13 protein-coding genes are annotated in these 13210 nt (G+C 47.5%); 5 read left to right on the top strand and 8 right to left on the bottom strand.

Annotation, left to right across the window (positions count from 1 at the left end; translation table 11 throughout):
* Positions 1-77: 77 nt before the first annotated feature.
* The 5 genes from ACMVP2_RS02940 to ACMVP2_RS02920 all read right to left on the bottom strand — a co-directional run bounded on the left by ACMVP2_RS02940 (position 78) and on the right by ACMVP2_RS02920 (position 5670).
* Complete coding sequence (locus ACMVP2_RS02940) at positions 78-683, bottom strand: hypothetical protein (RefSeq protein ID WP_416866643.1); 606 nt, start codon at positions 681-683, stop codon at positions 78-80.
* On the bottom strand, positions 677-1684 hold the full coding sequence (locus ACMVP2_RS02935; RefSeq protein WP_317487560.1) for a beta-ketoacyl-ACP synthase III: 1008 nt from the start codon (positions 1682-1684) through the stop codon (positions 677-679). The genes ACMVP2_RS02940 and ACMVP2_RS02935 overlap by 7 nt, the downstream gene beginning before the upstream one ends.
* A gap of 52 nt (positions 1685-1736) precedes the next feature.
* Positions 1737-3785 (bottom strand): OmpA family protein, encoded by a 2049-nt coding sequence (locus ACMVP2_RS02930; protein WP_416866642.1) that lies wholly within the window; start codon positions 3783-3785, stop codon positions 1737-1739.
* Between the two features lie 110 nt (positions 3786-3895).
* Complete coding sequence (locus tag ACMVP2_RS02925) at positions 3896-4594, bottom strand: SOS response-associated peptidase (RefSeq protein ID WP_416866641.1); 699 nt, start codon at positions 4592-4594, stop codon at positions 3896-3898.
* 71 nt (positions 4595-4665) lie between these two features.
* Complete coding sequence (locus ACMVP2_RS02920) at positions 4666-5670, bottom strand: YheT family hydrolase (protein ID WP_339788909.1); 1005 nt, start codon at positions 5668-5670, stop codon at positions 4666-4668.
* 265 nt (positions 5671-5935) lie between these two features.
* On the opposite strand from ACMVP2_RS02920, the gene ACMVP2_RS02915 reads away from it, so the two are divergent.
* From ACMVP2_RS02915 to ACMVP2_RS02900, 4 genes are all read left to right on the top strand, one after another.
* Positions 5936-7594, top strand: coding sequence for a pyruvate dehydrogenase complex dihydrolipoamide acetyltransferase (locus ACMVP2_RS02915; RefSeq protein ID WP_416866640.1), 1659 nt, complete (start codon positions 5936-5938; stop codon positions 7592-7594).
* Between the two features lie 125 nt (positions 7595-7719).
* A complete protein-coding gene (hslV, locus tag ACMVP2_RS02910; RefSeq protein ID WP_151999427.1) occupies positions 7720-8256 on the top strand; it encodes an ATP-dependent protease subunit HslV in 537 nt (178 codons plus the stop codon).
* Between the two features lie 7 nt (positions 8257-8263).
* Positions 8264-8608 (top strand): arsenate reductase (glutaredoxin), encoded by a 345-nt coding sequence (arsC, locus tag ACMVP2_RS02905; protein WP_339788915.1) that lies wholly within the window; start codon positions 8264-8266, stop codon positions 8606-8608.
* A 75-nt stretch (positions 8609-8683) separates the two neighbouring features.
* Positions 8684-9256, top strand: coding sequence for a Uma2 family endonuclease (locus ACMVP2_RS02900; RefSeq protein WP_416866639.1), 573 nt, complete (start codon positions 8684-8686; stop codon positions 9254-9256).
* A gap of 46 nt (positions 9257-9302) precedes the next feature.
* On the opposite strand, the gene ACMVP2_RS02895 is transcribed toward ACMVP2_RS02900, so the two are convergent.
* On the bottom strand, positions 9303-10442 hold the full coding sequence (locus tag ACMVP2_RS02895; RefSeq protein WP_416866638.1) for a cystathionine gamma-synthase: 1140 nt from the start codon (positions 10440-10442) through the stop codon (positions 9303-9305).
* Between the two features lie 70 nt (positions 10443-10512).
* On the opposite strand from ACMVP2_RS02895, the gene ACMVP2_RS02890 reads away from it, so the two are divergent.
* Positions 10513-11193, top strand: coding sequence for a TVP38/TMEM64 family protein (locus ACMVP2_RS02890; protein ID WP_339788922.1), 681 nt, complete (start codon positions 10513-10515; stop codon positions 11191-11193).
* 156 nt (positions 11194-11349) lie between these two features.
* On the opposite strand, the gene ACMVP2_RS02885 is transcribed toward ACMVP2_RS02890, so the two are convergent.
* Both ACMVP2_RS02885 and ACMVP2_RS02880 read right to left on the bottom strand, forming a co-directional pair.
* The gene (locus ACMVP2_RS02885) at positions 11350-12675 is read right to left on the bottom strand and encodes a hypothetical protein (protein WP_416866637.1); all 1326 of its coding nucleotides are present in this window, start codon (positions 12673-12675) and stop codon (positions 11350-11352) included.
* 173 nt (positions 12676-12848) lie between these two features.
* Entirely contained in the window at positions 12849-13175 is a 327-nt protein-coding gene (locus tag ACMVP2_RS02880) for a hypothetical protein (protein ID WP_416866636.1), read from the bottom strand.
* Positions 13176-13210 lie beyond the last annotated feature (35 nt).

The following is a 13210-nucleotide window of genomic DNA, read 5'->3' as shown; positions in this document are numbered from 1 at the left end:
AATAGCTTGCGGGCTTATTCATCCGGGGTTTGATTGTTGTCCGATTACTTTGGCATTCAAAAACAATGCTAGATTATTCAATCCTTTAAAATAGACATAAATTTTTTAAAACCTTTGGTAGCGAATTCATCGAGATTTGGGATCTCATGGAGAGGCAAATAGTAGCTGAGCCGCAAAAAGGTGGATTTTTCAATTGAAAGTGTTTGCACGCTGTCGGAGGGGTTTAAGTCGTGAAAACTACCTGAGAAAATGTCGTTTTCCCAGGGCGAACCGTCGACTTGAAAACGAATTTTTTCAAAAGTAAGTGCCCCAATATTCTTTAAAATGTTTGGTTTTCTTTCCTGCCAAAACCCACCGGCCATGTGAAGCGAGAGGGTGAAGTAATGCCCCCACCAAAATAGCAGCCGGATATTGAGCACATCGTGACGGGTCATAAGCCGTGGGTAGTCCAGCACAATATAGGGGAGGCCTTTGTAATTTTCTCCTCTCGATACCTTTCCAGCTTTTACCAGGGTGTCGGGTGGTAAGTGAAGGCTGCTTTCACTCAGCATTATTTGCCTAAATTTTCCTTCTACTGCAGAGAACCGGTCAGCCATCTTCGAAATTACCTTTCGTTTGGTCAACAGTAGTTCACTGTCACCCATCAGGTCTATTTCTTCTGTGGAAAACCCGTCTTCTACCATCTAATAAGTGCAGAAGCCCAGGTAAATCCGCTACCAAATGCAGCGAGGCATACTAAGTCGCCTTCCTTTATTTTTCCCTCCTGCCACGCTTCACTCATAGCAATAGGAATGGAGGCGGCTGTTGTATTGCCATATTTCATGATGTTGTTGAATACCTGGTCGTCCGACAGTCCCATTTTCTTTTGAATGAACTGGCTGATGCGCAGGTTGGCCTGGTGCGGGATCAAAAGGTTGATGTCTGTGCTCTTAAAGCCATTCTTGTCCAGCGCCTCATTGATTACCTCTTCAAAGCGGGTAACTGCGTGCTTGAACACAAAGTTGCCATTCATGTAGGGGTAGTAGCTGATATCTTCGGGGTCGTTTTCGACGATTAGTTTGTCCACCCAGTGCTTGGTGCTTGGTCCTATGAGTGCCAGCTCCTTCGCATGCTTGCCTTCGGAATGAAGGTGGGTAGACAGGATGCCCTGACCTGGCTTGTCGGCTGCCTGCATCACCACGGCACCTGCACCGTCGCCGAAAATAACTGAGACGCCACGCCCTCTGGTGGTCATGTCAAGGCCGCTGCTATGGAGCTCGGAGCCTATCACCAGAATGTTGTTATACATTCCGGTTTTGATAAACTGATCGGCAATGGAAACTGCATAAACAAACCCTGAACACTGATTTCGGACGTCAAGCGCACCAATTTCTTTGATGCCAAGCTGCTCCTGCACCATCACACCCGGGCCTGGGAAGTAGTAGTCGGGGCTGAGGGTGGCAAAAATGATGAAGTCAAGATCGTCGGGCGTAATGCCAGCGTTTTTGATGGCAATCCGGGCAGCCTTGGTACCCATGGTTGACGGGGCTTCATCCGACTTTGGGTCTACAAACCGGCGCTCTTTAATGCCCGTTCTTTCCTGGATCCACTCGTCAGTGGTTTCTATCAGTTTTTCAAGGTCTTTGTTGGTCACTACGTTGTCGGGCACATAGTGGCCAATGCCTGCTATCTTGCTTGCTCTCATTTGGGTGTTGAGTTTTATTTATACAAGAATAATAAACGAAACAATTTAAGTTCTATTCAATAACAAGGACTTCGATGCGGCGGTTTAGCTCACGTCCTTCTTTTTCATTGTCATTCGACGCCAGGGGTTGCGTGGCTCCATAGCCCACTTCCTTAATTCTATCTTCCGATATTCTTCTTTGCATCAGGTAGCTGCCCACTGCTCTGGCCCTGAGTTTCGATAAATTCTGTGAGCTGGTTTTTTCCTCCAAAGCGTCGGTGTGCCCGCCAATCTCAATTCTCAGTTCAGGGTTTTCGCTCATCACCTTGAACAGTGCGAAAAGCTCGGGTGTATAAGCAGAGCTGATATAATCAGACCCCGGTTCAAAGTATATATTACTCAAAATAGCCTTGTTGCCTTTGCTGAATTTCTTCCCCAGGTCACCTAGCTCAGTGTATTCCGAAATGGGGGCTGTGGTTTCGGTGCTGGCACTGGCAACTTTTGTTGTCGTTTTGGTTGGAACGGCTGATTTGCCTTGCTGTAAGCCCTGCTGATGGGTTTGCTGAGCAAGGATGGTCTCTGTCAAGTCGATTTCAAAAACTTTGTTCAGTATGTCGGTGGGGCTGGCCTGATCCACTGAAATACTCTCTGTTTTAGCATGCAGCCCCATGTAGGTCAGGTCGAATGCCTGGTCAAATCCCGACGTAAGCAAGACCTCAAACTCCCCGTCCTGATTGCTTTCAGCCGAAAGTGTGTTCAGATACTGGTTGTCGGGTGTTACTTTCACCAGCACCCCCGCCAGAGGCTGCTTTGTAGAACTGGCGATTACCCTGCCCTTCATCGGAATCTTGATTTCTTCTACGAAAAGGTACGCATCGAGAAAACCAACTGTGCCGGCCCTGTCCGAACTAAAGAATCCAGTTTTCCCATCTTTGTTGAACTTGAAGAAAATTTCATCACCGGGTGTATTAATAGGATACCCCAGGTTTTCCGGAGTTCCCCACCTGCCTGTAGTAGGGTTTCGTACCGACTTGAATATGTCGAAGCCCCCAACGCTTGAGTGGCCTCTTGAGCTAAAATAGATGGTGGAACCGTCCGGTGTGATGTAAGGGCTGTCTTCGTCAAACGGAGAGTTGAGTTCCTGTAGCTCGGTGGGGGCCGACCATTGACCTTCACCCTGCCTTGTCACCATATAAAGGTCGATGTCTTTGTCCGGCTTTTTTGACTCAGCGGTATAAACAAGCACTTCTCCATTGGAAGTGAAAAAGCCGCTGACCTGCATGCCTGAGCGATCTATCTGCTCCAAAGGCTTGGGCTTTTGCCAAACACCATTCACTTTTTCCGATTGATACAGATCACCCTTTTTGTCCTCGTAGTAGAGGAGAAGCTTGGTTTCGTTGTCGAAAAGCTGAAGGTTGACGATGTTGCCTTTCATTTCTTTGAAAGCCGGGTAGCTCACTGGTGCCGACCATTTGTTTTTCCCCTGCCGCTCAAAAAAGTAAATAGTTGACCTTTGCTTTCTTCGGCGGACACTCTCGTCGTTGCCTATGCTCGCAAGCATCAGCTTACTTTCGTTGTCGAACAAGATAGGGTTCTCTTCAGAATTGAACGTGTTGATTGGTGCCGGCAAATGGTGCACTGAATAGGTGGACGGAAGCTCGATAAAGGATTTTTTAACAATAGCGTCTTCAATAAACGCCTTTGTTTCGTCGGTAATTACTTTGCTTTTGTAGGCCTTCAGGTCGAGGAATTTCTGCCAGGCTTCTATGGCCGCACCATAGTCGTACCGTGCCGCATAGATCCTTCCCGCCCAGTAATAGAAAAATTTGTCGCTGGTACCCAGGGTAGCTTCAAACTGAAGAAATTTATCGAGTGGTTTGGCGGGGTAGTAGGTGAGTAGTGAGCAAATCTCGGCGTAGTACTGGGCCTTTCTGTCGTCGGGTGATCCAGCCAGGTATTCGTTGAACAACAGGAAGGCGGTTTCCAACTCCTCGTCGTAAAAAGAATCCTCCGCTCGCACATACGTGCTGTGCTTGCCCTGTGAGGAACCTGCATAGGGAAGCAGGACACCCACTGCAAGGAGGGCTAGAGAAGTAAAGCGTAAATAGATCGAATTTTTCATGCTGGTATACAAATACAATAGAAATCGGGTTGGTTGATACTTCTTCAAAACGCTATGAACACGAACTTGTTCAAGATACAAATTGTCTCAGGATAATGATAAATCGTTAATTAGTCAAAGAGTGTATAGTTGCCGAACTGATCCGAAGGCGCCGCCGGTAAGATCAAATCAGGTGCATCATACTTTATATTATTAACTCTTGATGACACAGGATGGCGTTGCATTTGCAGTGCCGGAAAGGGAGTTAACATGCTCACAAGCTCCCCGAACGGCGTAGCTTTGTTGAGCCAGGCACTTTCACGGGTTTTCTCAATCATTACTGGCATCCGGTCACTGGCTTCCGTTACCAGTTGGTTAGCAGCACAAGTAATTAATGTAAACGAATGCATTTGCTCTCCTTCATCGTCGTCAAATTCCTCCCAAAGACCTGCCATAGCAAACGGCTGATGCTGCTTTTCAAAAAAGTAGTAGGGTACCTGTCCTTTCTTACTCACTTTTTTCCAATCGTAAAACCCATCAGCTGGTATCAAACACCGGCGCTCCATCAGTGCGGTTTTTGCACTTGCTTTCTCGGGAATCTGTTCTGCTCTTGTAATGTAGAGCCTTTCACTGATGCTTTTATTGTTGGCCCATTTAGAGATCAGTCCCCAGTAAAAAAACGAAAACCCCTTCGGTGCGTCGCTGGTAATAACCGGTGCGAGCTGCGTTGGCGCTATGTTAAATCTTGGCTCATATGAGTCTGTTACGTCGGCTTTAAATCGCCTGGCAACTTCTTCCGGTGGCTTACTCAACGTATAGCGTGAACTCATTCAATGATTGGTTTCCCCAAAGCTATCTAATTTGCCGTAAAAATACGACCGTAACACTGACTGTGAGTCATTTATACCATTTGATTGCCCTGAAGCCACCGCTCAGGGTGCAGGCAAAACTCAGTAGCCACCTGCTCCGACCAGTAGGTGCTGCCGTTTCGAAACTCCGCAAAACCGCAATGCCCGCCGTGCTGTGGTTTCAGCAATAAGGTGTTTGGATTGGCGCTGAATGCACTTTCATCGTAGCACTTTTCGGAAAGGAAAGTATCGTTTAACGCATTGACCACAAGCAGGGGCGTCTTTACTTTTGGCACAAACGGAGCTGAGCTGCACCGGGTGTAGTAGTCAACAGCGCCTTCGTAGCCATGCAGGGGGCCAGTTACTAATTCATCAAATTGAAAGATGCTTTTTATTTTTCGGACGCCCTCAGTGTTGAACGATTCGGGGAATATTCCGGCTTTTCGAACCACTTTCTTAATCAACGTATTCAGGAATCTTCGGGTGTAGAGGTAGTTGTGCCATTTGTCTATTTCAACAGAGCAGCTCTCCAGGTCAAGAGGCACGGAAAACGCCACGGAGGAGGCAATGGGATATTGGCCAGCATAGGACTCACCCAGAAACTTCACTGTCATGTTGCCGCCAAGACTAAAACCCACGAGTGAAATTTCGTTGTAGCCTCTGTTAACGGCTTCGGCCACTACTGCGTCCAGGTCTTCGGTAGCTCCGCTATTGTAGAACCTCGGCAGCCTGTTGAGCTCGCCACTACAGCCCCGTAGGTTCCAGGCCATCACGTCCCAGCCAAAGGCATAAAAGGCCTTGGTCATTCCTTTGATATAGGGTCTGCTGCTGTCTCCTTCCAGCCCGTGAGTGATAATTACTACCCGGTTGTTGCGATTTGCTGTGTGCTGTATGGCATAATCAATGTCAAGAAAGTCACCATCTTTCATTTCCAGCCTTTCCCTTCGCACGGCAGGGGGATTGGATACTTTTCTGAAAAGAGCAGGGTAAATCGTTTCGAAGTGCTTGTTTACAGAAAGAAAGGAACCCTTGTAGCCGGGTTTTTGGAGTACGGGCATTGCTGGTTATTCAATAAATTTTCAAAAAAGCCATGAATACTGCTGTAGTTATTGCTAATATCGTAGCAGACGGGAACCTATGCACACGTTTGTAAATTGATGTTTGGGTAGATTCGCTGGCCGACCAAAACATTTTCCAACGAATATCATTTAATATGTTCATGGCTAAGCCTCAATTTTATAAATTTACGAGTCGCAACATGATAATGCATAGTTGTGATTAAAATTTCAATAACGCTATTTTTGATATAAATAAGGACAACGAATGGCTGAAGTAATCAGAATGCCAAAAATGAGTGACACCATGGAAGAGGGTGTTATCGCTTCATGGCTGAAGAAAGTGGGGGATACAGTGAAATCTGGTGATATACTCGCCGAAGTAGAAACCGACAAGGCAACAATGGAGCTGGAATCGTATGAGGATGGCACCCTCCTTTATATTGGTGTAAAGGAGAAAGAAGCTGCCCCTGTAGACGGAATCATTGCTATCATAGGCAAGAAGGGAGAGAATATTGACGGATTGCTGAAAGATGTGAAGAGTGGAGGAGCAGGCAACGGCGCTGCTGAAAAGGCCGCAGAAAGTGCCACCCCGGCACCAGCTGCCAGCGCACCCGCAGAAAAAATTGATACTTCAGGCATTAAGGCAACGGTGGTAACAATGCCAAAAATGAGCGACACCATGACGGAGGGAGTTATTGCGTCATGGTTGAGCAAAGTAGGAGACACTGTGAAGGCTGGAGACATCATTGCCGAAGTGGAAACTGACAAGGCTACCATGGAATTGGAGTCTTATGAAGATGGTACCTTGCTTTATATCGGCGTGGAAGCTGGTAGTTCTGTGCCAGTGGATGGAGTTATTGCTATTATTGGAGAAAAAGGTGCTGACTACAAAACATTGCTGAAAGCACATGAAGCGGGCGCTGGTTCAGCTCCGGCTGAGGAAAGTGCTCCCCAGGCAGCAAGTGCTCCTGCAAGTACTTCAAGTGCACCAGCGGCTCCAAGCCAGGCGGCCACTGCAGATCATTCGTCTGACAATGGAAGAATAAAAATTTCTCCTCTGGCCAAGAAAATGGCTGAAGATAAAGGATACGATATCCGTCAGATTGCTGGCTCCGGCGATGGAGGCAGAATTGTGAGAAAAGACGTGGAGAGCTTTAGTCCTTCGGCGCAACCATCAGCTCCGGCTGCTGCACCAGGCAAGGAGGCACCCAAAGTGGTATTGCCATCGATAGTGGGCGAAGAAAGCTTCGAAGATGTGCCGGTTTCTCAAATGCGGAAGGTTATCGCCAAAGGGGTGTCCGATAGCAAATTTACTGCACCGCACTTCTATGTGACCATGGAGATTAACATGGACAAGGCGATTGAAGCGAGAGGAAGTCTGAATGACATATCGCCGGTGAAGATTTCGTTTAATGACATGGTGGTCAAAGCAGCAGCGGCGGCTTTGAGATTGCACCCCGATGTAAACGTATCGTGGCGAGGTGATAAAATACGGATGAACAAACACATCCATGTGGCAGTGGCGATGGCTATCCCGCCGGATGGGCTGCTGATGCCTGTTGTTCGTTTTGCAGACAATAAGTCACTGTCGCATATCTCCGCCGAAGTCAAAGATTTTTCTCAGAAGGCGAAGAACAAAAAGCTTCAGCCGACCGACTGGGAGGGAGCTACCTTCAGTATTTCCAACCTTGGTATGTTTGGTGTAGATGAATTCACAGCTATCCTGAATGCGCCTGCCTCCTGCATATTGGCCGTAGGCGGTATTAAGGAGACTGCGATTGTGAAAAATGGTCAGCTTGTGCCTGGCAATATTATGAAAGTGACGTTGACTTGCGATCACAGAGCAGTGGATGGAGCCATGGGTGCTGCCTTCCTGCAGACGCTGAAGAAGTTCCTGGAAGATCCGATCAAACTGCTGGTTTAAATAAAACACTGTCTTTTTGACACATCGAAGCCAGCGGGTATCATACTTGCTGGCTTTTTTAGTTATTGTACCAATCAGGGAAACTAAACACAGCTAAAAAGCGGTTTCTCATTATCATACACACAATGGAAAAAATCAGATCAACAACCGTCCTGGCGGTTCAGCATAACGGGGAAATTGCAATAGGGGCCGACGGGCAAGCTACCATGGGCAATACCGTTGCTAAAAACAATGTTAAAAAGATCAGAAAGTTGCTTGATGGTAAAGTAGTCACCGGTTTCGCCGGCTCCACTGCTGATGCCTTTTCGCTGCTCGACAGGTTTGAGGAAAAACTGAATGCTTATGGAGGCAATATGAAGCGGGGCGCTATTGAGCTGGCTAAAGACTGGCGAACTGACAGGTACCTCAGGAAACTGGAGGCTATGCTGATCACCGCCAGCAAAGAGGAAATCCTTGTTGTGTCAGGCACTGGCGACGTGCTGGAACCAGAAAACGGAGTGGCAGCGATAGGCTCAGGTAGCATGTACGCTCAGGCAGCAGCCATTGCGCTCAAGAAGCACGCACCGCAACTGACTGCTGAAGAAATAGTGAGAGAGGCACTTAATATTGCCGCTGACATCTGTATTTATACCAATCACAATTTGATAGTAGAGAAACTCTAAAAGACACATGTATACCATATACCATAACCCGAGATGTGGCGCCAGTCGGGAGGCGTTGAAAATATTACACGAAAGAGGAGGAGAGGTAAGAATTGTGGAATACCTCCAGAATTGCCCGACCAAAGTTGAGTTGCGGGGCCTGATTGAGAAACTTGGAATCAAAGCTGAAGACCTGGTACGTAAAAAGGAGCCTGTGTTCAAAGAGAAGTATGAAGGCAAGACGCTGACAAGTGCGCAGTGGATCAGCGCTATGGTCAACGACCCCATTCTTATCGAACGCCCGATCATCGTAAGAGATGGCGTGGCGGTGATAGGAAGGGGAGAGGAAGAGATGGAGAAGATACTGAATTAGGTGTTTTCTGGGTTAGCGGGCCCGCTGCTTCGCTGGTTTTTATTGACTCATTATAAATGATATATTTATAGTTGTTTGAGAAACACCACTATGGAAGGTTTAGTGATCAACAGAACTAAAGAGTGGACTGCCAGTGACTATCAGCTACTGGGTGAAAGCGCTGCGCCTTGCCAGTTAATTGATGGAGAATTATTTATGAGTCCCTCCCCAACACCCGAACATCAACGTGTCGTTCGCAGGTTGTTCAAGATATTGGACAGTTTTGCTGCCAGCGCAGGAGAGGTCTTTTTTTCACCCATTGATTTGTATGTAGACGATAGGAATGTTTTTCAGCCGGATCTGATCTATATAGCAGAATCAAACGCTAATGCTGTCACAACAAAGGGTGTGGAAAAGGCGCCAGATTTGATTGTTGAAATAATTTCTCCTTCAAATAGCTATGTTGACAGGTATACCAAGAAGAAGGCTTACCTAGAAATGGGAGTGAAGGAATACTGGATCGTCGACCCGGCTAATCAAACGTTGGAAGTGTTTTCGGACGATTTGGATGTCGTCGATAAGCCATCCTTTTTTCTTTCGCAAAGCGGCATTGTTTCCAGTCGGGTGATTCCGATGCTTAAGTTCAATCTTGAAGATATCTGGAGCTAAAACAACTGTCGATAATTGATAGTCAACTATCGACAGTTCTCTATTTTTATCCAATCGCCTTTTTCAAATCTTCGATCAGGTCATCTGCTCCCTCAATGCCCACACTCAACCTGATCAGCGAGTCACTCAGTCCGTTCTTGATCCTTTCCTCACGGGGAATAGACGCATGTGTCATGCTGGCCGGGTGATTGATCAGCGATTCTACACCACCCAGGCTTTCTGCCAGTGAGAAAAGTTTGGTAGAGCTCAGCACTTTGTTGGCTGCGGCTATTGTTTCATCTTTTAAGGTAAAAGAGATCATCCCTCCAAAGCTGCGCATCTGCTTTTTGGCTATGGCGTGACCAGGGTGTTCTTCAAAACCCGGCCAATATACTTTGCCCACTTTTGGGTGGTTCTTCAGGAAGTGTGCGATCTTCTCACCGTTTTCGCTGTGGCGCTCCATGCGTACATGCAGCGTTTTGATGCCACGCAACACCAGGAAGCAGTCCTGAGGGCCGGGAACCGCACCACCGCTCTTTTGTATGAAGTAGAGCTTGTCTTTCAGGTCTTTGTCGTTCATGACCAGACAGCCGTGGATCACGTCGCTATGGCCTCCGAGGTATTTGGTGGCTGAGTGCATCACAATATCGGCTCCCATGTCAAGCGGGTTTTGCAGGTACGGCGAAGCAAAGGTGTTGTCCACGCACACAATGATGTTTTTACCTTTGGCCAGGTTGGCCACTGCCTGAATGTCCACGATGTTCATCAGTGGATTGGTGGGTGTTTCTAACCAAATCAGCTTTGTGTTGGCATTGATGTATTTGCTGATGTTGGCTGCATCCTGCATGTCAACAAAGTGAAACTTGATCCCAAATTTTTCAAAGACTTTGGTAAACAGCCTGTAGGTGCCGCCATACATATCGCTGGCAGCTATCACCTCATCGCCGGGGGCCAGCAGCTTGATAACGGCGTCGGTGGCGGCAACTCCACTGCTGAAGCATAGACCAAATTTACCATTTTCCAGAGCCGCAAGGGCTGTCTCCAACGCCTCACGGGTTGGGTTCTGAGAGCGGGCGTACTCATACCCCTTGTTTTTTCCCGGCGCTTCCTGCACGTAAGTGGAGGTTTGATAGATGGGAGTCATTATGGCTCCTGTGGAGGGGTCTGGCTCTGCGCCGGCGTGAATAGCTTTGGTTCCGAATTGCATATAAAATGAATTATTTGGGTATTATGTGGTTACTTGTGCCGCAAAGTTAGGTTTAGTCAGCTTCTTTCAAATGCTTGTACGAGAAATCATTCGCCGCAGTCCCGCATCCCTGGTGCTTATTCTTTGGATGGCGGCCATGCCACTTATTTTTAGCACCATCTCAGGTTATCAAAGCTGGCAGCATGCTGAATGGCTCACTGGCCTAACGCAGTTGGAGTGGGCTTGGTTCTTTTTGCTGACTGTTTTTACCATGGCCTTTGCTTTTACTCCCACCACGTTTGTGGCAGCGCTTAGCGGCTACTTTCTGGGCTTCGAAAGTTTGTGGTTGCTCGTGCCTGCTTATATGCTGGCGTCTTTACTTGGTTATGCGATGTCGCAGTTAATTGGGGCCAAAGCTGTTCAGGCTGTTTTTGATGCTTATCCACGCTCAACGGCTGTGCTGGATGGCTTGAAGAAGAACGACCTTGTGCTGGTGATCATGTGTCGCATCTCGCCAGTACTTCCATTTGCCATCATGAACGTAGTACTTGGCTATACGGGCATACGGATAAAACCTTTTCTGGTAGGCGGGTTAATTGGTATGCTACCCCGAACGGTGATGGCAGTGGCTATCGGAATGCAAATGGAGGCTTTGGCCACTGGGAGCCTGTTCTCGCTGCTATGGATTGGATTGCTTGTGGTGAGCTTTGTTGGCTTGGGGTGGGTATTTAAGCGGTCAATAAATCGCTCCCAAAGCAAGGACGGTCTCTAGCTGGCCAGTATGAAAAATCAACGGCGGACCAAAGGCCCGCCGCTCATCAAACTGTAAACTGTAAACTGAAAAATAAGACAATCAAGTAACCAACCTATGGTTCTTCATTGTACCAACCTAACCTAAATTGTTCCAACTCTCATTGATTTAGCCATGTTAAAAGCTCACCTGATATTGTAAGACAAACATGCCCTTGCTCCCGTTTTTTATGTTTTCTCCGCCTTGTGCAACAAACACTGGTCTGTTTTGATACACGGCGCTTATTTTGTTGCTGTGCGAACCATGGATAAAGTAATTGCCACCTAATTCAAACATGGTCACGTTGTCGGCTGTGTGGTCGTAGCCAGACAGTTGCACTGCGGCAAAGGGCTGTAGCTGCCCGCCTTCTGTGATCATATTCTGACCAAACAGGTATCCCAGTTGAGCGTACACTGTGTTGCCGGTGCCAACCATCGGAAAGGCGTTGCCTGCGCCGCCCGGATTGGGGGCGTTTAAGCCCGTGGCCGGATTGTTTACACCTATGTTTCTGATGTAGCCGCTTCCAAAGTCATAGTTGGTAAGGGCTGCATAAGCTGTGATGGCGGCTGTTTCAGATATTGGTTTGTCGTAGTAAACGTCGAGGCCATATAGTGCCATATTGCTGTGAACTGTTGCGCCGGCATCATTGAGGGCCCACATGGCATCTTTCTGGAAAATAACTCCCGCACCTATGTTGAATACGCTTTTTCTGCCCAGGTAGGAGCCTGTCGAGTAAGGTGTTAGGTTGCTTTCGCTATCGAGAAACATGTACTTGACATACCCTTGTAGTTGTTTTTTTGGTGGTTCGTTTGAAAATGTAAACTGGGTGCTTGTGGGTGACACTTCAGCATTGGGAGTGCCTGTTACCGTCATGGGCTGGGTTACGGCGATGCGATAGTCCAGTTTGCCAAGCTGACCCTTGGCGTACAGGCTAAGCTTGCGTAGAAACTGGTCGTTGACGCCATTGGTAGCCTGCTGGTAGAGCGGAGCGTCTAACGTCAAAATGGAGGCAACACTTGGAGAGGCATAACGAGCCAGTCCGCTCCATCCTGTTAAGCCACCGCCGATCGAGAGTTTCTGTTTGACAACGGCAAACTCGCCAATGGCATCGTGGAAAAATGCTCCGTCATATTTATTGGAGTGAAAGTTGAAATTGTTCTGCCCAAATTGTGCGTAGAAAAACACCCTGTCGGTGAGCTGTCCGTAAGTTTGAAAGCGAAGCCTTCTGATGCTTAAGTCAGTGTAGCTATCCTTTGAATAGCCGCTGATGGTTGTGCCAGGGTTCATTTGCGTACCCCTGAACCAGGTTTGCAGCAGGCCAGTCATTTGGATGTAATGGCTCCCATCTTCATTCATGTTGAACTTCAACTGGTTGTTGGAGAACACGGGCTGATTTTGCGCTGATAAACTTAAAGTACCTAAAACGATGAGCAGTGCGCTGCTATAAACTTTGAAGATTTTCATATTCCTGAATGATAATTAATAGAGTGATGGTCAATAAGTGATAAGAAACGGTGCTTGCGGGTGCGGCTGGCCTGCCCATACCCGCACGGTGAGTAGTGGGGTAGAAGAATACTTCGGAGATGCGTTGCCTCACTGGCAGGTGCATCCGATACTATTCAAAGAGGCCTTGAGGATTAGCAGTGATGCCTTAGCTGGCAGTAGAGAAGGTAAAGCCTTTGATCGGGAGCGACCTCGACGGATTTTGCAAGGTGTTCTGACGGCACAAAAAAGGGAATATCAAAATTGAATGGCTGCGGTGCATTGCCAATATTGGCCCCGCCCATGTCGAAGAGCTTAAGTTTGAGCAAAGAAAGGCTTGACTTTTCCTCCAGCTGATTGCCCAGCTCAGACTCTACCCCGAACAAATCATCTTTTCCAGACAAGTTCTCCATCCACAGAAATTCCGTAGTTGATACCAGCAGGAACAAAGAAACCACGATGAGGAAATGTTTCTTTAACAATTGATTGGTAGTTATTGCATCCGTTTGCTCAGTGC

The organism is Imperialibacter sp., from assembly GCF_048007035.1.
In the GTDB taxonomy this organism is placed as follows: domain Bacteria; phylum Bacteroidota; class Bacteroidia; order Cytophagales; family Cyclobacteriaceae; genus Imperialibacter.
The sequence above is the reverse complement of the archived record's forward strand: the minus strand, read 5'-3'. Positions and strand labels throughout refer to the sequence as shown.

Coding starts and splice junctions, on each gene's coding strand:
- ACMVP2_RS02940 (WP_416866643.1), bottom strand. CDS start 683: ATGGTAGAAGACGGGTTTTCCACAGAAGAAATAGACCTGATGGGTGAC.
- ACMVP2_RS02935 (WP_317487560.1), bottom strand. CDS start 1,684: ATGAGAGCAAGCAAGATAGCAGGCATTGGCCACTATGTGCCCGACAAC.
- ACMVP2_RS02930 (WP_416866642.1), bottom strand. CDS start 3,785: ATGAAAAATTCGATCTATTTACGCTTTACTTCTCTAGCCCTCCTTGCA.
- ACMVP2_RS02925 (WP_416866641.1), bottom strand. CDS start 4,594: ATGAGTTCACGCTATACGTTGAGTAAGCCACCGGAAGAAGTTGCCAGG.
- ACMVP2_RS02920 (WP_339788909.1), bottom strand. CDS start 5,670: ATGCCCGTACTCCAAAAACCCGGCTACAAGGGTTCCTTTCTTTCTGTA.
- ACMVP2_RS02915 (WP_416866640.1), top strand. CDS start 5,936: ATGGCTGAAGTAATCAGAATGCCAAAAATGAGTGACACCATGGAAGAG.
- hslV (WP_151999427.1), top strand. CDS start 7,720: ATGGAAAAAATCAGATCAACAACCGTCCTGGCGGTTCAGCATAACGGG.
- arsC (WP_339788915.1), top strand. CDS start 8,264: ATGTATACCATATACCATAACCCGAGATGTGGCGCCAGTCGGGAGGCG.
- ACMVP2_RS02895 (WP_416866638.1), bottom strand. CDS start 10,442: ATGCAATTCGGAACCAAAGCTATTCACGCCGGCGCAGAGCCAGACCCC.
- ACMVP2_RS02890 (WP_339788922.1), top strand. CDS start 10,513: ATGCTTGTACGAGAAATCATTCGCCGCAGTCCCGCATCCCTGGTGCTT.
- ACMVP2_RS02885 (WP_416866637.1), bottom strand. CDS start 12,675: ATGAAAATCTTCAAAGTTTATAGCAGCGCACTGCTCATCGTTTTAGGT.